The sequence below is a fragment of the Salinigranum rubrum genome, from assembly GCF_002906575.1.
Lineage (GTDB): Archaea > Halobacteriota > Halobacteria > Halobacteriales > Haloferacaceae > Salinigranum > Salinigranum rubrum.
In genome coordinates this window covers 455,861-478,452 of record NZ_CP026309.1, presented here as the reverse complement: position 1 = coordinate 478,452, position 22,592 = coordinate 455,861, and the positions used below count along the sequence as shown (strand labels likewise).

Here is a 22,592-nt window from a genome sequence, read left to right as displayed (position 1 = left end):
CGCTCGTTCGAGAACGCCCACAGCGGACCCGGTCGCCGATCAGTCGTCGTTGTCGACTTCCACGCGAGCGCCCCGCCCCCGTGCGCGCTCGACGAACTCCTCGGGGAGGTCGTCTATCTCGCCGGCCTGCACGCCCCAGAGATGCGCGTACAGGCCGTTCTCTTCCAGAAGCTCCTCGTGCGTGCCGCGCTCGACGACGCCGCCGTCCTCGACCACGACGATCTGGTCGGCGTCCTTGATAGTCGACAGCCGATGAGCGATGGCGAACGTCGTTCGGTTCTCGGTCAGGTTGTCGAGCGAGCGCTGGATGAGCATCTCCGTCTCCGTGTCGACGTCGGAGGTGGCCTCGTCCAGCACGAGGACCTCCGGGTCGCGGAGGACGGCCCGGGCGATGGCGACGCGCTGGCGCTGCCCGCCGGAGAGTTTGACCCCGCGCTCGCCCACCATCGTGTCGTACTCGTCGGGGAGGTTCTGGATGAACTCGTGCGCCTCGGCGGCCTTCGCGGCCGCGACGATATCCTCGTCGCTCGCGTCGAAGCTGCCGTACGCGATGTTCTCCTTCACGGTGCCGTGAAAGAGGAACGTCTCCTGGCTGACGTAGCCCATCGCCCGTCTGAGGCTCGACACCGAGACGTCGCGGACGTCCTGGCCGTCGATTTCGATGGAGCCCTCGTCGACGTCGTACAGGCGGAGCAGGAGTCGGAGGAGCGTCGACTTGCCCGCGCCGGTGGGACCGACGAGCGCGACGGTGTCGCCGCCCTCGACGGTGAAGGAGACGTCCTCGACGACGCGCTCGTCGCTCGTCTCGTAGCCGAACGAGACGCCGTCGTACTCGACTCTCCCCTGAGTCACGACGAGGTCGGGCGCGTCCGGCCGTTCGGGGATGCGGGCGGGTTCGTCCATGAGGCCGAAGACGCGCTCGGTGCTGGCGTACGCGCGCTGATACATGTTGATTATCTGTCCGAACTGCGCGAGCGGCCAGACGAACCGCTGGGTGAAGAGGACGAAGACGACGAAGTCACCGGGCGAGAGCGTCCCCGTGAATATCCACGGTCCTTCGCCCTGGAAGACCCAGAGTCCCCCAACGGTGAAGGTGAGGAGGAAGCCGATTCCGGCGAGGACGCGAAGGGCGGGGAAGAAGACGATGCGCGTCTCGATGGCGTCCCAGTTGGCGTCGTAGTAATCCAGGGAGACGTCCTCGACGCGGTCGGACTCGTACGTCTCGGTGTTGGCGGCCTTGATGACCGAGATGCCGCCGAGGTTGTTCTCCAGCCGGGAGTTCACCTTGCCGACGGCCGAACGGACGGTGGCGTACTTCGGCTGGATGGTCTTGATGAACAGGTAGGTGAAGACGGCGATGAGCGGCACCGGGAGGAGCGCGACGACGGCGAGTTGCGAATTGAGCCAGAACAGCACGCCGGCGATGCCGAGGACCATGATGCCCAACCGAAAGGCCGAGTTCATCCCGTCGTTGAGGAAGCTCTCCAGCCGATTGACGTCGTTCGAGAGGATGGACATCATCTCGCCGGTCTGCTTGTCGGCGAAGAAGGCCATGTTGAGCCGCTGCATCGACTCGTAGGTGTCGACCCGGACCGCGTGCTGGACGTGCTGAGCGAAGCGGTTCCACCCCCAGTTGCGGACGTAGTGCAGGCCAGCACCGCCGAAGAACGCGAGTCCGACGAGGCCGATGGTGAGCCAGAACTGCGCTTCGTCGTCGGTGGGCAGCCACGCCGCCGGAACGAGCGGCAGGTCGTACGGCTTGTTGTCGGAGAAGATCGCGTCGATAGCGACACCGAGGAGCAGCGGGGGGAGGAGGTCGAGAAGGCGGGCGCCGACGCTGGCGCTGAGGCCGAGCGTGAACGAACCCGCCCGCTCGCGCCCGTAGGTGAGGAACAGGCGACGCATCGGGTTCTGCACGTTGTCGCGCTGTTCCTCGAACGGGTCGTCATCGTCGAGACCGACGTCCATTACCGCCCGTCAGTGGTCCGCGAGTAAAAGGGTTTCAGCGCCGGGAACGGGACTCAGACGACGCGCGACTCGACCGCCGGGTCGACCCCCGCCTCGTCGAGGTCCTGGCGGACCCGCTCTCGCAGCGGGTCGGGAACCGTTTCGCGGCCGACGGGCACCGCCACCTCGCCGTTTCCCTTCACTTTCCAGTAGAGGACGCAGTCGGAGGGGGCGTAGTACTCGACGCTGTAGTGGTCGTCCGCCCCGCGGTAGTGAACCCGTGCCGCGAACCCCTCGGCGTGCCACCCCTCCTGTGTGCCGAGAGCGTCGACGACGTCCGTCCCCGCGTCGGCGTCGCTCGCCGTTCTCGCGTCCGTGTCCGGGCTCGGGTCGGAGTCGACGTCGGTCATGACAGTCTCGGCTACGGCCGCCAGCACCAGAGGGTTTCGGTTGGACTGTAGAACCGAGGGGGAGTCACCCGACCGAATCGGGGATAGCGACGCGGTCACCCGCGTCGAGTCCGGTCTCGTTCGCGGTCCCCTGCGGGAGTTCGAGCACGTAGCGACCGGTGCCCCGGTAGCGGGTGAGTTCGGCGTTGCTCGTACCCTCTGGCGGGAGCGGCGCGTGGTGGACGGTCGTCACCGTACCGTTCGGGGCGATGAAGACGATGTCGAGCGGGAACGACATGTCGCGCATCACGTAGGCGTACTGCCCCTCCGACTCGTGGACGAACAGCATTCCCTCGCGGGGAGCGAGCGACTCGGTGTCGGAGAGCCCGAGATAGCGTTTCTCGGACGTGTCGGCGATGCGGACGTCGATTTCGGCGAGCCGCTCGCCCGAATCGCTGACGAGGGTGACCGTCGCTCGGTCGTACTCGCCGTCGTCGGGCGGGTCGACGGTCGCGAGGAGGCCCGACTGAACCACGACGACGCCGGCCGTCAGGAGGGCGAACGCGACGGCGACGCCGAGGAGCCGTCGGGTGTCGAGGGCCATGTGCAGGGGCAGGCGTGGGAGGTGGGTAAGCGTTCCGTCGGTGTGGGTACGAAGAGAATCAGAAACCGTTATTCGGACGAAGCGTGTCCGTCGTGATGCGGGCTCGTGGTCTAGTTGGTTATGACGCGGCCTTTACAAGGCCGAAATCGGTGGTTCGAATCCGCCCGAGCCCACTAATTCTGTGCGAGCGATAGCGAGCACGAATTCGTGACGAGAGGGTGGTTCGAACCAGACCAGTCGCGCACAGCGAACGGAGTGAGCGAGCACGTCTGGGCGAGGTTCGAATCCGCCCGAGCCCCAGACACTCACTCCCCCAACGACCCCTCCGCGGGCGCGAAGAAGACCAGCACCTCCAGGTCCTCCTCGATGTCGACGAACCGGTGGTCGACCTCGCGCTCGACGAAGATCACGTCACCCGGTTCGACGGGTGACACCTCGTCGGCGACGACGATGCTGGCGCGGCCCGAGACGACGTAGTAGACCTCGTCTTCCGTGTGGGGCTCCTGCGGGTCGACGCCGCCCGCGGGGAGGCGGTAGCGGCCGACGCTGAGCGAGTCGCGGCGCAGGAACTCGTGATACGGCTCGGCGTCGTCAGGGAGGTCCGGGAGGGACGTGACGTCCATACGGGTCGCTCGGCGGCCGAGGAGATAGCGCTGTGGGAGCGCGAGAAAACCGGCGAAAACGGTCGGTTCAATCCGAAATCCTTTTTTCTCCCATCGGCTTCGTTCGAGGTGCGCCGCCTTAGCTCAGACTGGGAGAGCACTCGACTGAAGATCGAGCTGTCCCCGGTTCAAATCCGGGAGGCGGCACTTCTCTGAACCCGACCGCCGAGCGAAGCGAGCGCGGCGGGTTCTGTGAGTGCGACCCGACCGGATTTGAACTAGACCGAGGTTCTGCGCGGAGCGCAGGGTCTCGGACGTAGTTCACAATCCGGGAGGCGACCGACACCACCCGACTCGTGAGCCCGTCTCCACCGTCGTCGACCACCTATTGTAAACGAACGATTATGTGAGACACGGACGCAGGGGAGGTATGGGATACGCCGACGTCGAACGGGCGACGAGAGACCGAATGCGGGACCTCCAGTCGGAACGACTCCGTGAGACAGTAACTCACGCGTACGAGCACGTCGACTTCTACAGGCGACGGTTCGACGAGGCCGGAGTCTCACCCGGGGACGTCGAGACCGTCGCGGACATCGAGCGCCTCCCGTTCACGACGAAGGAAGACTTCAGGGACGAGTACCCCGACGGGTTGTTCGGCGTCCCGCGGAGCGAGATCAGACGGGTCCACGCCTCGTCGGGCACGACAGGAACGCCGAAGGTCGTCGCGTACACCGAGAACGACCTCGGGGTGTGGCGGGAGGTGATGGCGCGGACGCTGTACGCCGCGGGGGTCCGACCGGGCGACATGGTGCAGAACGCCTACGGCTACGGCCTGTTCACCGGCGGGCTGGGGTTCCACGACGGCATCGAAGAACTCGGGGCCGCGGTCATCCCGACGGGAGGCGGGAACACCCAGCGTCAACTGGACATGTTACGGGACCTGGAACCAACGGCGCTCTGCTGTACGCCCTCGTACTGTCTGTACCTGGCCGACGCCGCGGCCGACCGTGGGGTGGACCTGCGCGACCTCCCCGTCGCACGAGTACTCATCGGGGCCGAACCGTTCACCGACCCGATGCGCGAGGAGATAGAGCGGGAACTGGGAGTGAAGGCGGTCGACGTCTACGGCCTCTCGGAACTCGTCGGCCCGGGCGTCTCCGTCGAGTGCGAGGAGGCACAGGACGGACTGCACGTCTGGGAAGACCACTTCTACCCCGAGGTCGTCGACCCCGAGACCGGCGAGGTGCTCCCCGAGGGGGAGTCGGGCGAACTCGTGCTCACGAACCTGACGGCGGAGGCGCTGCCCGCAGTCCGCTACCGGACCGGCGACGTCACCTCGCTCACGTCCGCGGCGTGTGCGTGCGGACGGACGACGGTGCGGATGGACAACGTCACCGGCCGGGCGGACGACCTGCTCATCGTCCGCGGGGTGAACGTCTACGTCAGTCAGATCGAGGAGGTCGTCGTCGGCATCGACGGGATGAGCGGCCACTACCGGATCGACCTCCACCGGGAAGGAGGGTTAGACACCGTCCACGTCACCGCCGAACGGCGTGAAGACGCCGGGCACTCCAACGAGGAGCTTCGAGATCGCATCGCAACCCGGCTGGAGGCGGTGCTCGACGTCTCGCCGGACGAGGTGACAGTCGTCGACCCCGAGACAATCGAACGGACCGCGGTCGGCAAGGTGAAGCGGGTGTACGACCACCGGTGACGGCGGTCGGTTCCGTTCTGGAGACGGCCTCGGTTCTCGTGTCTCGCCTCTCGCGGTCGTTATCGCCGCGCGGTCCACACCGCGGACGTGGTCGGAAACCGGAGTCGTCGTCTGGGTCGAACGGCAGGCTCCCCGTCAGTACCCCTCGAACGTCTCGTCCACGCCGGAAGCCTCGACGAGCACGTCCGCGTTCTCCTCGAACACCTTCACGACGGCACAGGCGTCCTCCTCGCCGTACCCCTTCGCGCTCGCCTCCGTGTAGAACGCGTGGACCAGGCTGGCGAGCGACATCGGGTAGTCGATTTCGTCGGCCGTCGTCAGCGCGAGTCGGAGGTCCTTCCGGGAGAGGTCCACAGTGAAGGTCGGCTCGAAGTTCCGGTTCAGAACCCGGGGAACGCGCTTCTCGAACTGGTTCGAAGAGCCGCTGGAGGTCGAGATGACCTCGAACAGGAGGCGAGGGTCGACGCCGTGTGCCGTCCCCAGCGCCATCGCCTCCATCGCGAGGACGCGATGACCCGTCGTCAGGACGTTGTTCACGAGCTTCGTCGTGTTGCCCGCTCCCACCTCCCCGAGATAGAACACGTTCTCCCCGAGAGTGTTCAGGACGTCGACGGCGAGCCTATCGAGGGCGGACTCGTCGGCACCGACCATGAGCGTCAGCGTGCCGTTCCGGGCACCGGAGGTCCCGCCGCTGACGGGCGCGTCGACCACCCGGAGACCCTCCCCGGCCCCGACGTCCGCGAGCGCCCGCGTCGTCTCGGGCGTACTCGTACTCAGTTCCAGCACGGTGAGGTCGCCGCAGTCGGCGGCGAGGAGTCCGTCTTCGGCACAGAACACGTCTTCGACGATTTCGGGGGTCGGGAGGCTCGTCAGGACGATGTCGGCCCCCTCGGCGGCGGCGGTAATCGACGTCGCGCCTTCGCCGCCCGCCGCGCGAAGTCGTTCGACCGGCTCCTCGCGTACATCGTAGCCGAGCAGGTCGAACCCGCTCTCGAGCAGATGTTCGCTCATTCGACTCCCCATGCGGCCCAGTCCGACCACGCCGATTGTCGACATACGTTGAAGTCTGTCGCGTACACGGTGATAGCCGTTTCTGAGAGGACGACGACATCGGAGTCGCGGACGGAGGCTACGGACTCGACACCGCTGTTCGCTCTGCTCGTCCCGTCACCGCTGGTCCATCGCCTCGGAGTCGGGTTCGGGGGCGTCCGTGACGAGTCGCGCGGTCAGTTCGGACGGCCCCCCGTGGATGCGGAGGCGGGGTCGGCCGACGTCGAGCGGTTCGAGGTCGAACGTGTGCCGCCCTTCGAACAGCCACGAACGATTCCGCTTCAGCACCGCACGACGAACTCGCGCAGTTCCCGGTTGAACCGCTCGGGAGCCTCCCAGAAGGGGGAGTGACCGACCCCCTCGTACAGCGAGCGCTCCGCGTCGGGCACCAGCGCGGCGTGGTTCTCCGTGGCGGTCGGTAACACGACCCGGTCCGCCGTCCCGTGCGTGAGCAGGACCGGGACGTCGAGGGTGCGGAGGGTGTCTTCGTGGTCGGCGCGCCGGGACTGGAGCGCTTCGCGGACGCGGGGCGGACAGGCGGCGTTGAACCCGAGCATGAAGTAGCGGTCGTGAGCCGAGAGCGGCCCGGCGACGCAGATGTCGAGGAAGTCGCCGAGGGCAGCGACGCTCGCCTCCGCGTCCCGCGTTTCGAGGTCCGAGAGCATCGCGGCGAACGCGTCGCCGGCGACCGCCGCTGCGGTGTCGGTCCCTTTCTCGCTGATGGCGCCGACGAGGTTCACGCCCGCGACGTCGTCAGTCCCCTCCACGGAGAGGTAGTCCGAGAGGATGAGCCCGCCGTAGGACCAGCCGACGAACACCGCCCTGTCGCGGGCGAACTCGTCGACGACCGCCTGCACGTCCGCGGCCCACAGCGTCGGATCGTGGTAGGCGTCGGTCCCGTCGGGCTTCTCGGAGTCGCCGTGTCCGCGCAGGTCGGGGGCGACGAGGCGGAACTCCTCGGTCAGGTCGCTGTCGAACTGCTTGTACCACGAGAGCCGCGACTGGGAGTAGCCGTGAACGAGGACGACTGGCGGTGCATCGTCCGGACCGGCCACGTCGACGTGCAGTTCCGTGTCGTCGCCGCCGGAGACGGTGTGAGTGTCCATGGCTCCCGCACGAAACCCGACGGAATAACTCTGTTCGCTGGCGAATTCGGTCCCGAGAGGCAGTCGAGGTGCGGCCGGAATCGACACCTGTTAACACGTTCGACAGGCGGTCATATCACCCCGTTCACCGTCCCTTTTCACCGTCCGAACCGACTATCGAACGATGGTAGCAGAATCCGACACCGCACCGACGTTCACCGCGACGCTGGCGAACGGCGACGTCGAGGCGTTCGACCTGGAGGAGTCTCTCGGCGACGGCCCGGTCGTCCTCGCGTTCTTCCCGGGCGCGTTCACGCCGCCGTGCTCCAACGAGATGGTCGCCCTGCAGGAACACCTCGACGACTTCGAGGCCGCGGGCGCGACCGTTCTCGGCGTCAGCGCCGACTCGGCGTTCTCGCTCAACGCCTTCCGCGAGGAGCACGACCTCGGATTCGACCTCGTCAGCGACATGGACCGAGACGCCATCGAGGCGTACGGACTGCGCATCGACATCGAGGACCTCGGCCTCCTCGGCGTCGCGAACCGCGCCGTCTACGTCGTCGACAGCGACGGCGAGGTCAGCTACGTGTGGACCACCGACGACCCGACCGTCGAACCGGACTACGAGGAACTGCTCGACGCCGTCGAAGCCGCCGAGTAACCGAACCGGCGGACCGACTCCGTCCCGACCGTCACGCACTTTTCGCATCCGTCGCGTCGACGAGCGGCGCGACCGATGGAGGAATCGCGCGCCGCCGCCGTGTGACTGTGGGTAGTGCTGACCATCAAGCATATACCAGTCCCCCCGAAAGTCCGGTCCACAGTCATGCGACGACGCCGATTCCTCCAGGCGTCCGGTGCCGCGGCGCTCTGTGCCGCCGCCGGGTGTCTCGGCGACGACACCCCTCCACCCCGCAAATCGAACGCCCTCTCCGACGTCGAACTCCGTTCGTCGGGTGAAGAGCCCGCACTCGAAGTCGACCTGGCCGACGACCCCTGGGTCGTCTCCCGGTACGACAGCGGGTCCTCGTCCCTCGCTGCCCCGCTCGCCCTGCTCGCCGACCTCAGTCCCGTCGGGGTAGCCCGCGGTGCGAAAGGCGGCGGTGGGAGCGGCGGACGCGGAGCCACCGGCCGCGGGACCGGCGGGTACTCCTCGGCCCCGCGGACCGGCAACGGCTACGCGTGGTACCACGGGACCCACGACGACGACGACTGGTACGACAACCACTCCGACGAGGTGACGCGGTACGCCGCCGCCGTCGGCACCGTCGGCTTCGCGTACCTCGGCCGGAACGCGACGTACGTCGACGACCCGCCGGACCCGGGGCCAGTTTCGTGGGACCGGACCGTCGACGACCCCTCCGACGAGGCTTCCTTCCAGGCCTCGAACGAAGGCTGGTACCGAACCGGCGCGGAACTCGTCGGCGAGCGGGTCGACCACTCGTTCGGCTGGGCCAGCGTCGACGTCCTCGTCGAGGATGACCTCGGCGGCGAGATGGCCATCGAAGAGGAGTGGAAGGTCTCCCCGCGCGTCTGACCGCCCGCTTCGCCCGTCCCCCCGTCCCCCTTCGCTCACACCCGATGTCACGCACCGCCCGCACGGAAGTGCTCGCCCTGCTCGCGCTGACGTTCGTCGTCTCCTTCTGTAGCTTCGCGTACGAGTTCGTCTACTCGGAGCTACTGACCGTGATGTACGGCGGAACCGTCACGCAGTACGTCATCACCATCGGGCTGTACTTCGTCAGCCTCGGCGTCGGGTCGGCGCTCTCGGACGACCTCTCCGACGAGAAGGCGTCGAACCTCTTCCGGACCGAGGTGTACCTCGCGCTCGTCGCGCCCGCCGGCTTCCTGCTCGTCGTCGGCCTCAACAGCGTCCGTATCCCCCAGGCCGTCCCCGCGGAACTCGTCTGGGTCGCCGCCCGCACACCGGTCGTCGTCGTCGGCCTCCTCTCGGGCTTCGAACTCCCCCTCCTCACGCGGATGGTCGACGAGACAGGCGACGGCTCGGCGGTTCTCCCACCCACGGCGACCCGGGTCGCCGAGGCCGTTCACCGGGGAATCGTCGGCCTGCTCTCTCTGGGCTGGCACACCGAGCGGGCCTCGAACGAGCGCAGCGGCCTGTCGCTCGTCCTGGCGATGGACTACCTGGGCGGACTCGTCGGCGCCGTCGTCTACGCCCGGGTGCTCTATCCCGGACTAGGGCTCATCCCGACGGTGTTCGTCCTCGCCTTCCTGAACGGCCTCGCGGCGCTCGCCGTCCTGGGCGGGTACAGTTCCCGGTGGCGGCTCGGCGGCACGCGGGCACGCGACCGACTGGTGAGCCGCGAGTCGGCCGCGCTGGTCGTCGTCTGTCTCCTCGTCACCGCCTCCTGCGGCGTCGCCGTCGCGAACTCCTCGACCCTCGACCGGGAACTCTCGGAGCTCTACCTCGAACAGCAGGTGGAGAACGAGTATCCGCCGGGCGCGATGTCGGTGGACGTGCTCGACCAGCGGACCACCCCCTACCAGCACGTCGTCGCGTACGAGCGGACCTGGACCGGCGCGGGGCCGAACCCTCACTTCGCCGGGGAGACGGAGCGGTGTCTCCGCCTCGGCGACGCCGTCCAACTGTGTGAGTCGTGGGCCGACTCCTACCACCAGGGGCTGGTCGACGTGCCGATGTCGCGCTTTGCCCGCTCGCCCGACACGAACGTGCTGGTCGTCGGCGGCGGCGACTTCGTCGCCGTCGACTACCTCCGTGAGTACGGCGTCAGCGTCGACCAGGTCGACCTCGACGCGGCGTTCATGGCCTACGCGAAAGAGGACCCGTTCCTCTCGCGGTGGCACGACGGTTCATACAGGTACGACCGGCTGAACACGACCGTCGGTGACGGCTACGCGTACCTCTCGGAGACCGACGAGAAGTACGACCTCGTCCTCCTCGACGTCCCTGGCGCGACGGACGACGACCTGCTTTCGCTCTACTCGACCGAGTTCTACCGGTCGATCAAGGACAACCTCACCCCCGAGGGAGTCGTCGCCGTCTGGGTCTACGACGAGAACGCCTACGCCCAGCACAACAAGGCGTTCGTCAACACCGTCGGCGACGCCGGCTTCACTCGGTACGCCCCCTACTGGGCGTGGGAAGACGTCGACAGGGACGGCACCGAGGAACGCGTCGAACGCTTCTACCTCCTCGCGCCGGGCGAGCGGTCCGGCTTCGACGTCGAGCGAGGAACGCCGTACGTCCGCGCGCACCGCGACCGCTACCGGGACCTCCGGTGGCGCGAACTCCCCCGGTACAACGGCGTCGAGGTGAACTCCATCTTCGACCCGAACTACGACGTCCTCGTCGACACGTAACATGACACCCGAATCCACGTCACCCGACACGGCCGAACTCCCCGATACGACCGAACTGCACGTCGCCTACCCACGGAAACCGCCCGACTTCGAGCGGTTCGACGTGAAGGCGCTCACGCCCGGGACGCTCCTCGGCGAACCCTGCACCGTCGCCGTCGTCGGCCAGTCACACGTCGTCACCGCGCCGGCGCTCGACTACCACGAGGTCTGTTCGTGCGCCCCCCAGACGGCCGCGGCGAGCGAGACGGTCGCACTCGACCCCGGCGTCGCGGCGCGGGTCGACACCGCCGGGGAGCACAGCGCGGTGGTGGCGACGACTGACCTCGCCGTCCGGTCGCTCTCGTCGTTCCCCGGCCCCGACGAGGCGACCATCGCGCACCGATTCGGCTCCGAGGCGTGGACCACCGTCGACCTCGCCGACGACGGGACGGCGTACGAGACGTACCACACCTACCCCGAGCGCGACGTCGCGGTTCAGACGGTAACGCGTCTGGCGCGGGAGAGCGCGAACGCGAACGGAGAGTCCGCCGAAGCCGTCCGGGGGGTCGACCGATGACCGCCGACCGAAACGTCTCCTCGGCGGGCGACCTGACGCTCGCCGGGTCGGAGGCGCCGCCCGTCTCGGTCACCGAAACCGAGGACGTGTTCCTCCGCTCGGACGGCGTCGCGGGCGACGTCCACGTGACCGACGCGGAGTACGTCTTCACCCACCAGTCGCTCGGACAGAGCGAGGAACCGCCCGACCCACGGACCCGAATCGCTGGCGACGAGGACGCCTACGTCGAACCCGGCGGGGTCGACGGCGACCTGACGCTCGCGAACGTCGCGGACGTGTTCGTCCCCCGCGAGGCCGCCGCGGGCACCCTCTCGGTGCTGGGGTCGGAGAACGTCTACTCGGCCCCCGACCCCGAAATCGGCCTCGACGCGTGCGACGTGGTCAGCCACGGCTGGCAGCAGCGTGCGGAGGGGTCGGACCCCGACACCGGCGTCTACGTCACCGGCGCGGGCCACGCGGTCACGGTCGACAGGGTGCGCGAGGACGTCGACGTCTACGTCGTCGGCTGGGGACACGAGGTCGAACTCGACGGGCGGGGGAGCGACGTGTCGGTCCACTTCTGCGGCTACGACAACACCGTCAGGCTCGGTCCCTACCTCTCGGGGAGCGTCGAGTCGGACGCCGGCTTCGACAACGCCGTCGACGAGGAACCGTTCCCGGTCGAGGACCTCGTCGAGCAGTCGAAGCGGGAGGCGTGCAAGACGGCGGGGTTCGGCCGGCACAAGGTCATCTACCAGGAACCCGCGAGCGAGGAGTGGTGCGGGAACTGCGGCGAACCCGCCGACGCCGTCGTCGAGCGCCACCAGATGGAGGCGTTCTTCCTCTTCTCCTACCCGGTGTGGGTGTACGAGCGGAGCACGAACCCGGCGATGGAGTGCGAGCACTGCTCGCCCAACGCCCACGACGCGTCGTTGACGGCCGACGAACGGCGCGACGTCCTCCAGTAGTGACGCCGATGGCCTCCAGACGCGCGTTCCTGACGACGGTCGGTGCGGGCGCGGCCGGCGTGAGCCTCGCTGGAACCGACCCTGTCCGCGCACAGACCCCGGACTCCGCCCCGCCCTCGGCCGCGTGGAGCAGACGATACGCGACCGGGCACTCGTCACGACTCCTGACGCTCGTCCCGGTCGACGACGGGTACGTCCTCGGCGGCGTCGCGGGGAGACACGACGACCTGCGCGGCCTCGCCGTCCGCACGGACGCGCGGGGCCGCACCCGCTGGCGGCGTACGTACGGCACGGTGAAGTCCGGCGTCGCTGCCGGCGCGCCCCACCCCGACGGCGGGTTCGTCCTCGGCGGGGCGACCAACCTCGACGACTCCAGTCCGTTCACCGAGCCGTCGCTGTCGGCCGATCCCTGGGTTCTCCGGGTCGACGCGGCCGGCGACGTGGTGTGGACGCGAACGCTCCAGCCGGCGGCCGCGACCGGCCGAATCGAGACGCTCGTCCGCGCCGGCGACGGCTACCTCGTCGGCGGCCGTCGACGGGAGAGCCGGGAGACCCGCCCCCGACCGTGGGTCGCTCGGCTCTCGCCGGCCGGTCACCGACGCTGGGCGACCACGCTGGGGGACACCGAAGCACAGGGAGCCGTGAACGCCACGAGCGCCGACGGCGACGCCTGGTACGTCGGCGGGTCGACCGCGCCAGCCGAGGGTGAACAGGCCGGGGAGAGCGAGACGGCGACCGTGACGCGACTCGACTCCGATGGGACCGTGCAGTGGCGGTACCGGGTCGACGCGCCGAAGGGGAGCCGAATCGAGGGACTCCACGCGGACGGTGAGGGCGTCGTGTGCGTCGGCAACCGGGGCTTCGCCACCGACGACGACGGGCAGGGCTGGCACCTGCGGCTCGATGCCGCCGGGGAACGGGCGTGGCAGCGGACCCACTCGACCGGGCCGTGGAACTGGCTGAACGGCCTCGTCTCCCTCGAAGACGGCTACCTGCTCGTCGGGACGCGCGAGGAAACCCCCGAAGGCGACGAGTCGAACGGTCCCCGCGGCGCGTGGGTCGTCCGGACGGGGCCACGGGGTCGCACCCGGTGGGAAACGACCTACTTCGACGACGGGTGGAGCGGCGGAAACGCGCTCCACCCGGTCGACGGCGACGGGAGCGAGTTCCTCGTCGCCGGCTGGACGGAGGTCGAAAACGGGGAGTCGGCGTGGCTCCTGAACGCCGGCGGGGAGACGGTCGATACCGGTTCCGAGATAACCCATCGGATTTCGAACCTCGCCGCCGCCGTTCCACCCGACGCGGACGCGGTCGGCCTGGGCGTCCTCCTCGGCGCTGGTGCGGTCACGCTGCGTCGGCGGCTCCGAGGTGGTGAGTGACGTGAACGCGCCGTCGAACCCGGTTGACGGAAACGACCCGACCGACGCAACCGATGCGAACCCGGAGTTTGATGTACCGTGCGACTGAACTGTCGTGAGATTCAACCGTTCGCGCGAACGTGAGACGAGAGGCCCTCCACCCATGTCACAGCAGCCGACCGAGAAGAACGGACGCGTCGAGCAGACCGAACAGTGCAGCTACACGTTCGACCCCGCGCGGACGGACGCCAGCCTGCGGACGACGTGGGAGTGCCCCCACCCCGCCCACGAGGGGAGCGACCACTGCGTCTTCCACATGTCCGACGACGAGCGGGCCGGCCACGACGTCGATCCGACGGACGTGGTCGAACGGCTCCTCGCCAACCTCGCTATCGACGACCCGCGGCGCAACGAGTACGTCGGGGCGACCCTGCCGCATCTCTCTCTCACCTACCGGCAGGTCGACGGCGACACGAACCACGTCCTCAACTTCCAGCACGCCGAGGTCGAGGGTATCGATCTGACCCACGGGCGACTCGACCAGGGATTGAACCTCCGGGAGGCGAGTATCGGGAGGCTGACGTTCGAGGACGCGACGGTGACGGGCGACGTCGACGCCAGCGACGCGGTCGTCGAGCGGTTCGAGGCGGCGGAGGCGACGTTCCGCGAGGACGTCGACTTCGCCGGGACGACGTTCATCGAGAGGGTCGACTGCACCGAAGCGGTGTTCGAGGAGGGCGCGTCGTTCGAGGAAAGCGCGTTCGAGGACGTCGCCGACTTCCGAAACCTCACCGCGAGGGGCGACAGCCACGTCCTCGACGACCACCTCACGTTCGCGGAGGCGACGTTCCGCGCCGACGCGAAGTTCAGACAGGCCGGGTTCGGTTACGTCAGCTTCGCCGGGGCGACGTTCGAGGCGGGCACGGACTTCGAGCACACCGACTTCGAGGGAGACACGACGTTCGACGGCGCGACGTTCGAGCGCATCGCGGACTTCGACGAGGCGCGCTTCGACCACGACGCCAGCTTCGTCGAGGTGCGGTTCAGACGGCTCGCGGAGTTCCGGGGCGCCAGCTTCGACGGCGGGAGCCGAACCGCCAGCGACGACGTGACGTTCGAGAGTGCCGTCTTCGAGGGGGAGGCGGACTTCAAACTCGCGACGTTTCGGTTCGCCGACTTCAAGCGGGCCGACTGCCGCGGGGAGTTGAACTTCGACCGGGCGACGTTCCGGGCACGGGCGGACTGTCACGACCTCTCGGTCGCCGGCGTGACGACCCTCGCGGACGCGACGTTCGAGGCTCCGGTCGTGTTCGACGGGTCGGCGTTCGCCGGCCGCGTGCTCGCGCGCGAGACGACGTTCGAGGGCGACGCCGACTTCCGCGAGGTGACGTTCGCGCGCCGGGCGACGTTCGACGAGGCGCGCTTCCGCGCCGACGCCGACTTCGGCGGGGCGACGTTCGAGACGAGCGTCTCCTTCTGCGGCGCGGCGTTCGAGGGCGAGGCGAACCACGTCGAGCAGAACGCCTCGTTCGACGGCGTGGCGTTCGAGGGCGACGCCGACTTCCGCGACGCGCGCTTCACGCGGGGGTCGTTCCAGGGGACGACGTTCCACGGCACCTGCGACTTCCGGGCCGTGACGTTCCGCGAGGCCGCGACGTTCGAACTCGTCCCCGGCGGGTCGGACTCGTACGTCGACCTGACCGACGCCGTCGTCAACGGCGGGACGATCGTCGAGGGGGGCGCGCCCGTGCCGTACGACCTGACGCGCGCCACGCTCGGGAACGTCCGCCTCGAAGGCTCCAGCGACGGCCACGAACTCCTCGACCACTTCCGCTTCTGTCTCACCGAGTTCGACGAGTTCGACTTCAGCGACCACCACGCGTACCTAGAGCGGAACGACTGGACGATTCACGACTTCGTCGAGAACGACGCCACCGGGTCGTACGCGGTGGCGCTGACGAACGAGACCATCGAGGAGACCTACCGGAAGGCTCAGGACAGCGCCTCGGCCGTCGGCGACACGCCCGCGAGCCGGGAGTTCGAGTTCAAACGCTACTACTACAACCGACAGAAGAACACGGACATCCTCCGCAACGAGTACTCGCTCAACGCGTGGGGGCGGGTGAAAAAGACGGCGAGCATCGGGCTGAACTACTTCATGCAGGTGACCTGCGGGTACGGCAACCGTCTCCCGCGCATCGCCGCGTGGACTTTCTTACTCCCCGCGCTGTTCGGCGTGGTGTACGTCCTCGGCGGGCCGTTTCTCACCCAGGCGGGGTCGGTGTTCGCGTCTACTGGTGAGACGACGTCGAGCGAGGTACTGTTCAACGGTCTCTACTACAGCTACATCAGCTTCAGCACCATCGGCTACGGCGACATCGGGCCGGTCGGGTGGGCGGCGAAAGTACTCGCCGCGAGCCAGGGGATGCTGAACGGCCTGTTCTTCACCCTCCTGACGTTCACCCTGTTCAAGCGCGTCCTCGGCGGGAGTTAGGCCTCCGAGGCGGCCTCCGCCTCGGCGAGCCACTCGGGGTCGTCGACGGTGGTCGAGCCCACCTTCGTCAGCGAGTACTCCCACTCGCCGCTGATGGTCTCGCCGTCGTCGGTCTCGCCCTCGTACGACCACGACTCGTACCGCGAGAGGCCGTCCTCGTCGACGAGAACGGTGTAGTGGAAGTCCGTGACCTCGACGTTCCCGGAGCCGGTGCCGGCGTCGACCGCAGAGCCGGCCTGGATGAGCTGGGAGCTGGCTTCGGAGAGTTCGTACCGCTCGACCGAAACGCCATCGTACGTTTCGGTACCCTCGAACGAGAGGTCGTCGTTGGCCTCGTACACCCGAGCCTGCGAGAAGCCGAGGGCGCTCGCCAGCGGGTCGCTCGTCTGCTGTTCGTACGAGAAGTACGTCGGCGAGTCCGCGGGCCCCGACTGGACGTAGGTGACGCCGTCGGCGAAGAACTGCTGCATGGAGCCGCCGTCGGACTGTCCGTCGCGGGTCGACGAGAGGACCGTGAGCGAGCGCTCCCCGTCGAGGTCCACGTAGAACTCGTGTCTCACCTCGCTCTCGACGCCGCGCTCGTCGACGCCGCGGTACGTCCAGCTGGCGGTGAAGCTCCCCGCGTCGCGGAGCGTCTGCTCCGCGTCGGTCAGTTCCAACTCGTCGCCCGAACTCGCACCGGCGTCGCCGTCACCCGACTGGCTCGCCGCGCCGTCACCGCCGTCGGCCCCGCCGCTTGCGCCGTCGGCCGCGTCCGATCCGCCGCCACCGCCGCCGAGACAGCCGGCGGAGAGCATCAAGAGCGCGACGACGACGACGAGGAGTCGATTCGTGAACATGAGACTGATACTCTCCGCGATAATATAAAATACCGTATAGATTCGTGCGCGCACGGGACGCACAGCAGGAGTCGGATAGCGCACAGCAGGAGTCGAGTGGTACGCTCGGGCTACGACTCCAGCAGCGCGGTCTCCGCGCGGTACCACAGCCGCATCGGGAGACCGGTCGCGTCACGCGGCGGGTCCGACGGGAGCGAGCGAAGACGGTCCGAGGCGGGGCGGGCGGTGTACGCGAGAACGACCGCGTCGAGGACGTCCGACACATCGATGGCGGCGCCGTCGGTCGATTCGGCGACCTGCTGGACCGTCACGGGGCCGTCGGGGTCGTACTCGGCGAGGATTCGGAGGCGTTCGGCGTACCCCGCGGCGACGTCGCGCGGATAGTCGAGCGGGCGGCCGGCGAACGCGCGGAAGCAGACCTCCGGGTGGGCCGCTCCGACGACGTCGCGGGCCTCGGGGAGTTCCTGGAGGAGTTCGTCGACGGCGGCGATAGCCTCGCGCGCCTCGAACGCGCGCTGTGAGAGGTCCCGGCCCGTCTTCCGTTCGTGGGTCCGGCTGGCGGCGGGGAACCGGCGCTTGCGGGTGGCTTCGCGGGCGGGCGGGTCGAAGACCGCGTCGCGGCGGGGGCCGAGGACGTCGCGGGCGAGCGCGTCGCACCGCCGGCGGTCGGTCTCGCCGTCGACCAGGCCGACGGGGACGTCGACGAGGATGCGGGTCGCCCGCTCCTCGTAGCGCAACCAGACGTCGCCGATGCCGTCGAAGGTCGCCGCGTGGTCGAACGTCGTCCCGTCGAAGACGACGGCGAGCCACGGCCCGGAGCACCAGACGGTCCCGACGAACAGCCCATCCTCCGTCATCGAACGAAGGTCGGCGGCCAGAGAACAAAAGGGTTCAGTGAGGAGCGGAAGTGTGCTGTACGTTGGTGTACGTATCTCTCGACCCATCTCACGCAGGGTCGAATCCGACGACCCACGGACGGGTGTCGACGAACGCCCGCGATGCCCCCAGGTATTTGTCCCCGTCCGTGAACACACCGGCATGCGCTTCGGCATCATCAGCACGGCCGACATCGGTCTCAAATCCCTCCTCCCCGCAATCCAGAAGAGCGAACACACGGCGTTCGCGCTCGCGTCCCGGGACACCTCGCACGCGGAGCGGGTCGCCCGCGAGTACGAGATTCCCCGCGCGTACGGGAGTTACGAGGAACTCCTCGCGGACGACGACGTGGACGCGGTGTACAACCCCCTGCCGAACGCGCTCCACGCCGAGTGGACGAAGCGCGCCGCCGACCACGGCAAGGACGTCCTCTGTGAGAAGCCACTGACGGGGGACGCCGCCGAGGCCGCGGAACTGTTCGACTACGTGCGAGAGCGGGACGTGACGCTGATGGAGGCGTTCATGTACCGGTTCCATCCGCGAACCGAGCGCGCGGTCGAAATCGTCGAGCGCGAACTCGGAGCCGTCCGGAGCGTCGACGCCGCCTTCTCCTTCTCTCTCGACGACGACGAGGACATCCGCCTCGACCCCCACCTCGCCGGCGGCAGCGTCATGGACGTCGGCTGTTACGCGGTCAACGCGGCGCGGCTGTTCCTCGGCGAACCGGAGCGGGTGTCGGCGCGGACCGCCGACGACCGGGGCGCGGGCGTCGACACGTCGATGGCCGCGGTGTTCGAGTACGACGACGCGACGGCGCGGGTCGCGTCGGGCTTCGACCGGGCACAGAGCCAGTACTACCGCGTCGAAACCGCGGACGGCTGGCTCCAGGCCGACCCGGCGTTCGGAACCGACGCCGACGAGTCGGTCACCCTGGAGTGGCACGTGGCGGGTAGAACCGTCGTCGAGGAGTTCGAACCCGTCGACCACTACCAGTTGCAGGTCGAGGCGTTCGCCGACGCCGTCGATGGGGGAAGCGCGCCGCGGATCACCCGCGAGGAGACGCTCGGGAACATGCGAGCCATCGACGCCATCTACGAGAGCGCGGCCTCCGGAGCAGTCGTCGACGTCGATAGCGGGCGCGACTGAGGGTGCGGGCGACTGACGCACCGGGGAATCAGTCCCCGTCGGCGTGACCGGGGTCGTGTGTGGAGTCGTGGCCACGTTCGACCTCGCGGAGCGTGTCGCGGAGTCGTCGGCTGACCGTCGGACCCAAGAGCAGGTAGGCGGTCCCGGTCGAGGAGACGCGGAGGAACCAGCGTGCGGCGGTCCGGCGGACGCCGAACCGGGAGTCGGAAAGGGCGACCGCGGCCCACCAGGCGGCGTCGCGGCCCTCCGCGAGCGCGAGGAACGACAGCGCCTCGTCGAGGCGGCCGAGAGACTCGTCGACGTCGGAGAGACCGGGAGCGTACCGGTCGGCGAGTCGGTCCTGGACCTCGTCGACGAGACGGCGGAGGACCGCGTTGACGGCGCAGTGGTCGGCGTACTTGTCCTCTCGACTGGGGCTGACGCCGACGGTCGCGAGCGCGAGCGCCAAGTCGTAGTTGACGTGGGCGTTGATGCCGAGGACGGCGTCCTGTGCCACGAGGTTGTCCCCCGCTCGGGCGGACTCGAACGCCACCTGCCACGGGTCGGCGAGCGCCTCGATGTCGCCCGTCTCGAAGCGAAAGAGCGCCTGCCGGTAGAGGTCGGCGAACGCGACGAGGTACGACTCGACCCACGCGGGGTCGGCGAACGAGTCGGCTTCGATTTCGCGGCCGACCTCGCGGGTGACGCGGCTGTAGATGGCGAGGAACGGGCCGCGGCGGTCGTCGCGCTCGTAGAAGAGGCGTTCGAGGGCGGAGAGCCGTCCGTGGGCGTCGTCGACGCTCTCGAAGGGGTCGGCGACGAGGTCGAGGACGGCCGGGTCGGGGTCGGACGGACTGTCGGAGGGGTCGGGCGGGCGGCCACGGCGGAGTCCCACCAGGGCACGCCGAAGGTGTGTGCGGGGAGCGTCCGGTGACGGCGACATTACGTCGAACCGGTACGTCACGTCGGGTCAAATACGTTGGCAGCGGGACGTTCACGCCATCGACGCTTGATGAATCAGGCCGGCCCCGGCCTTCGGCGGAAACCGTGCCGCAAATGTTATATTCCCGCGTCGTCTCCCGGTAGATGCAATGGCGACCGGTAAGGTTGATTTCTTCAACGACACTGGCGGTTACGGTTTCATTTCCACCGAGGACTCGGATGAGGACGTGTTCTTCCACATGGAAGACGTCGGCGGTCCGGATCTGGAGGAAGGTCAAGAGGTCGAGTTCGAGATCGAGCAGGCTCCCAAGGGCCCGCGCGCGAAGAACCTGACCCGACTGTAACCCCGGCGGTACACGCGATCCGAGGCATCGGCGTTCGACAGCCATTTTCGACCCATTTCGACGACCGGCGAGCGACGGCTTCGAGCGAGAGAGTCGTCGAACGAGTGTCACGCGCGAGAACGGCCACGCAGGTCACCGTCCGCCGTTCGGGAGCGAGGGCGAGCGCACTCGTGTTCGGTCGTTCGTGACTGTCCCGCGTTCCGAACAAAGATATCATTCTGGATAATCGCCGCACAACGCTTACGTACGGTTCAGCCAAGTCTCGACCAATGCAGCGCGGTTCGCTCGTCCGTGTCGTCCTCGTCGCCCTCCTCGTCCTCGTCGGAACCGTACCGGCGACGGTGGTGGCAGCGGAGCCGACGGTCGACCTCGCGGTGGACGGGACGTCGATGGACCCTGGAGACCGACTCGTGGTCCCCGAGAACCCCGTCCTGTCCGTGGAGGCGAGCGCGCGGACGACCGTCGAGCGCGTCGTCGTCCGCGTCGACGGCCGGACGGTTCAGACGTGGGTCCCCGGGACGCAGACGATGTCGGAGTCGATGCGACTCGACCTGCCGAACGAACCGCAGGTGATACAGGTCGTCGTCACCGGGTCGGACGGGAGCGTCGCGGCGAGTCAGATCACGGTCGTGAAGGACGAGGTCGCGCCGTTTATCGGGTTCGACGAGCCGTTCGAGAGCGACCCCCGCGGACGGCCGCCGGCGGACGTGAGCCTTTCGGAGTCGCGCGTGACGCTCTCGGGGACGCTCACGGACGCGTCGAACGTCGAATTCGTCCGCATCACTCGGGAGCACCGCGCACAGACCGCCGTCGACTTCGAGGTCGTGAGCCAGACCCACGTCATCCGCGACCCCGGCGAGGAGTTCTCGCAGGAACTGTTCTTGGGTCCCGGCGACAACACGGTGCGCGTGGTCGTCCAGGACGAGTTCGGCAACAGCCGGACGTACGACCTCTCGTTCTCCATCGCCGACACCACCGACCCGACGCTGTCGTTCGACGGCGTCCCCGAGGAGACCTCCTCGTCGACCGTCTTCGTCAACGGGACCGCGGCGGACAACGTCCAGGTGAACGACGTCTCGTACGCCGTCTTCGGCGAGGTGAGCCGTCGGTCGGTCGTCGTCGGGCAGGGCCCGGCGGCGGACCCCGCTCGGGAGCGGGTCCGGTTCAGCCGCGAGGTCGAACTCGTGCCCGGCCCGAACCGCATCACCGTCTGGGCGACCGACACGAGCGGGAACGAGGTGCAGGAACTCGTCGTCGTGAACTACGTCCGGAACGTCGTTCCCACACTCGCCGTCGACGAGACGCGGACCCACCTCGTCGCGGGCGAGGAGGTCCACGTCTACGGTGCCGCCCGCGACGGCCGCGTCAGTTCCCTCTCGGTCGAGACGGTCGACGAGAGCGGGACCGTCGTCGACTTCGCACAGGTGTACGACGGCGGTGACGTGTGGAACGACATCGAGTTCGAGGAGGAACTCGGTCTCGCGTCCGGGGGGGACACGACGGTCGTGGTGCGCGCAGTCGACGCCGACGGCACCGAACACGTCACGCGGTACGCGGTGCCGACGGCGGCGTCCGCCGACGGTGAGGGGTCGAGCGACGACGCGGGGGCGCTGACCACCGAGGTGCCGGCGGAGGGAGGCGCGCCGGCCGACGAACCCAGCGGCGAGAGCGAGGGCAGCGAGGCCACGAACACGGCGACGGCGGTCGAAGACGGCGGGTTCGGCGTGTTCGCCGTCGGAGCGCTCCTGCTCGTCGTGCTCTCGGTCGCCCGTCTGCGGAACGTGACGGTCGACGTGCCCATCGAGAAGTACGTCGACATGGAGGACACGAGCGTGTCGTTGCCGTCGCTCTCGTCGTTACCGTCGTTCCCCCGGATCCGCCGCTGAACGACGCGGCGCGTTCGAGGCTCGTTATCTGGTTGCGCGGCTGTGCATCCCGCTTATCTCGTCGACGTCGAGCGCCCAGCCGAGGATGTCCCGCATCGGCTCCGACTCCGAAAACAGCGTCGGGAACCACGCGTTGTCCTCCAGGGCGTCGCGGACGGCGGGCCACTCGTCGTCGACGACACGGAGCGTCCCCGCCACGATGACCGTCCGCCACTCCTCGCGGGAGGGGACGTCGAACGTCAGGAACGAGGCGCGCTCGGTCGCCTCGCTGAACCGCTCCTTCTTGCTCTCCTCGCCCGGTCGGAGGAAGACGAAGTAGAGCCGTTCGGTCTCGGCGTCGTAGCCGTACGTGATGGGAATGCCGTACGCCTCACCCTCGGCGGCGAGCGAGAGGACGCCGAAGCCCTGCTCCGTGAGGAACTGTCGGGCGGTCTCGTCGTCCATCTGATTGCCCTGAATTCGTGGGAACGTTGCCATACCATGGGATAC

General features: G+C 68.5%; 22 protein-coding genes and 2 tRNA genes. 13 read left to right on the top strand and 11 right to left on the bottom strand.

Annotation, left to right across the window (positions count from 1 at the left end):
* Positions 1–39: 39 nt before the first annotated feature.
* From C2R22_RS02315 to C2R22_RS02305, 3 genes are all read right to left on the bottom strand, one after another.
* On the bottom strand, positions 40–1,968 hold the full coding sequence (locus C2R22_RS02315) for an ABC transporter ATP-binding protein (protein WP_103424189.1): 1,929 nt from the start codon (positions 1,966–1,968) through the stop codon (positions 40–42).
* Positions 1,969–2,021: 53 nt separating this feature from the next.
* Entirely contained in the window at positions 2,022–2,357 is a 336-nt protein-coding gene (locus tag C2R22_RS02310) for a DUF7538 family protein (protein WP_216824782.1), read from the bottom strand.
* Positions 2,358–2,421: 64 nt separating this feature from the next.
* Positions 2,422–2,940: a DUF192 domain-containing protein gene (locus tag C2R22_RS02305; protein ID WP_103424187.1), complete on the bottom strand. Its 519-nt coding sequence runs from the start codon at positions 2,938–2,940 to the stop codon at positions 2,422–2,424.
* Positions 2,941–3,039: 99 nt separating this feature from the next.
* Between C2R22_RS02305 and C2R22_RS02300 the strand changes: the two genes are divergently transcribed.
* A tRNA-Val gene (locus C2R22_RS02300) sits at positions 3,040–3,113 on the top strand.
* A gap of 132 nt (positions 3,114–3,245) precedes the next feature.
* On the opposite strand, the gene C2R22_RS02295 is transcribed toward C2R22_RS02300, so the two are convergent.
* Complete coding sequence (locus C2R22_RS02295; protein WP_103424186.1) at positions 3,246–3,563, bottom strand: cupin domain-containing protein; 318 nt, start codon at positions 3,561–3,563, stop codon at positions 3,246–3,248.
* 112 nt (positions 3,564–3,675) lie between these two features.
* On the opposite strand from C2R22_RS02295, the gene C2R22_RS02290 reads away from it, so the two are divergent.
* Positions 3,676–3,749, top strand: a tRNA-Phe gene (locus C2R22_RS02290).
* A 223-nt stretch (positions 3,750–3,972) separates the two neighbouring features.
* The gene (paaK, locus tag C2R22_RS02285; RefSeq protein WP_103424184.1) at positions 3,973–5,259 is read left to right on the top strand and encodes a phenylacetate--CoA ligase PaaK; all 1,287 of its coding nucleotides are present in this window, start codon (positions 3,973–3,975) and stop codon (positions 5,257–5,259) included.
* Positions 5,260–5,394: 135 nt separating this feature from the next.
* On the opposite strand, the gene C2R22_RS02280 is transcribed toward paaK, so the two are convergent.
* From C2R22_RS02280 to C2R22_RS02275, 3 genes are all read right to left on the bottom strand, one after another.
* Complete coding sequence (locus C2R22_RS02280) at positions 5,395–6,315, bottom strand: NAD(P)-dependent oxidoreductase (protein WP_103424183.1); 921 nt, start codon at positions 6,313–6,315, stop codon at positions 5,395–5,397.
* Between the two features lie 111 nt (positions 6,316–6,426).
* Positions 6,427–6,597 (bottom strand): hypothetical protein, encoded by a 171-nt coding sequence (locus tag C2R22_RS24780; RefSeq protein ID WP_162562346.1) that lies wholly within the window; start codon positions 6,595–6,597, stop codon positions 6,427–6,429.
* On the bottom strand, positions 6,591–7,415 hold the full coding sequence (locus tag C2R22_RS02275; RefSeq protein ID WP_103424181.1) for an alpha/beta fold hydrolase: 825 nt from the start codon (positions 7,413–7,415) through the stop codon (positions 6,591–6,593). The genes C2R22_RS24780 and C2R22_RS02275 overlap by 7 nt, the downstream gene beginning before the upstream one ends.
* A gap of 163 nt (positions 7,416–7,578) precedes the next feature.
* On the opposite strand from C2R22_RS02275, the gene C2R22_RS02270 reads away from it, so the two are divergent.
* The 7 genes from C2R22_RS02270 (at position 7,579) to C2R22_RS02240 (ending at position 16,091) form a co-directional block, all read left to right on the top strand.
* Complete coding sequence (locus C2R22_RS02270; RefSeq protein ID WP_103424179.1) at positions 7,579–8,055, top strand: redoxin domain-containing protein; 477 nt, start codon at positions 7,579–7,581, stop codon at positions 8,053–8,055.
* 165 nt (positions 8,056–8,220) lie between these two features.
* On the top strand, positions 8,221–8,931 hold the full coding sequence (locus tag C2R22_RS02265; RefSeq protein WP_103424178.1) for a twin-arginine translocation signal domain-containing protein: 711 nt from the start codon (positions 8,221–8,223) through the stop codon (positions 8,929–8,931).
* Between the two features lie 44 nt (positions 8,932–8,975).
* Positions 8,976–10,736: a spermidine synthase gene (locus C2R22_RS02260; RefSeq protein ID WP_103424176.1), complete on the top strand. Its 1,761-nt coding sequence runs from the start codon at positions 8,976–8,978 to the stop codon at positions 10,734–10,736.
* Position 10,737: 1 nt separating this feature from the next.
* Positions 10,738–11,292, top strand: a complete 555-nt coding sequence (locus C2R22_RS02255) for a DUF2617 family protein (protein WP_103424173.1) — start codon at positions 10,738–10,740, stop codon at positions 11,290–11,292.
* A complete protein-coding gene (locus C2R22_RS02250) occupies positions 11,289–12,239 on the top strand; it encodes a hypothetical protein (protein WP_103424171.1) in 951 nt (316 codons plus the stop codon). The genes C2R22_RS02255 and C2R22_RS02250 overlap by 4 nt, the downstream gene beginning before the upstream one ends.
* A gap of 8 nt (positions 12,240–12,247) precedes the next feature.
* Positions 12,248–13,618, top strand: coding sequence for a hypothetical protein (locus tag C2R22_RS02245; protein WP_162562345.1), 1,371 nt, complete (start codon positions 12,248–12,250; stop codon positions 13,616–13,618).
* 142 nt (positions 13,619–13,760) lie between these two features.
* Entirely contained in the window at positions 13,761–16,091 is a 2,331-nt protein-coding gene (locus C2R22_RS02240; protein WP_103424167.1) for a pentapeptide repeat-containing protein, read from the top strand.
* Here C2R22_RS02240 and C2R22_RS02235 read toward each other — a convergent pair.
* Positions 16,088–16,930, bottom strand: coding sequence for a DUF7537 family lipoprotein (locus tag C2R22_RS02235; RefSeq protein ID WP_103424165.1), 843 nt, complete (start codon positions 16,928–16,930; stop codon positions 16,088–16,090). The genes C2R22_RS02240 and C2R22_RS02235 overlap by 4 nt on opposite strands.
* A gap of 110 nt (positions 16,931–17,040) precedes the next feature.
* Entirely contained in the window at positions 17,041–17,787 is a 747-nt protein-coding gene (locus C2R22_RS02230) for a DUF429 domain-containing protein (RefSeq protein WP_103424163.1), read from the bottom strand.
* A 181-nt stretch (positions 17,788–17,968) separates the two neighbouring features.
* Between C2R22_RS02230 and C2R22_RS02225 the strand changes: the two genes are divergently transcribed.
* A complete protein-coding gene (locus C2R22_RS02225; RefSeq protein WP_103424161.1) occupies positions 17,969–18,952 on the top strand; it encodes a Gfo/Idh/MocA family protein in 984 nt (327 codons plus the stop codon).
* 28 nt (positions 18,953–18,980) lie between these two features.
* On the opposite strand, the gene C2R22_RS02220 is transcribed toward C2R22_RS02225, so the two are convergent.
* The gene (locus tag C2R22_RS02220; RefSeq protein ID WP_162562344.1) at positions 18,981–19,874 is read right to left on the bottom strand and encodes a DUF5995 family protein; all 894 of its coding nucleotides are present in this window, start codon (positions 19,872–19,874) and stop codon (positions 18,981–18,983) included.
* Between the two features lie 148 nt (positions 19,875–20,022).
* Between C2R22_RS02220 and C2R22_RS02215 the strand changes: the two genes are divergently transcribed.
* Entirely contained in the window at positions 20,023–20,217 is a 195-nt protein-coding gene (locus tag C2R22_RS02215; protein ID WP_103424157.1) for a cold-shock protein, read from the top strand.
* Positions 20,218–20,486: 269 nt separating this feature from the next.
* Positions 20,487–22,103, top strand: coding sequence for a hypothetical protein (locus tag C2R22_RS02210; protein WP_103424155.1), 1,617 nt, complete (start codon positions 20,487–20,489; stop codon positions 22,101–22,103).
* A gap of 24 nt (positions 22,104–22,127) precedes the next feature.
* On the opposite strand, the gene C2R22_RS02205 is transcribed toward C2R22_RS02210, so the two are convergent.
* A complete protein-coding gene (locus C2R22_RS02205) occupies positions 22,128–22,580 on the bottom strand; it encodes a pyridoxamine 5'-phosphate oxidase family protein (RefSeq protein WP_245902857.1) in 453 nt (150 codons plus the stop codon).
* Between the last annotated feature and the right edge of the window lie 12 nt (positions 22,581–22,592).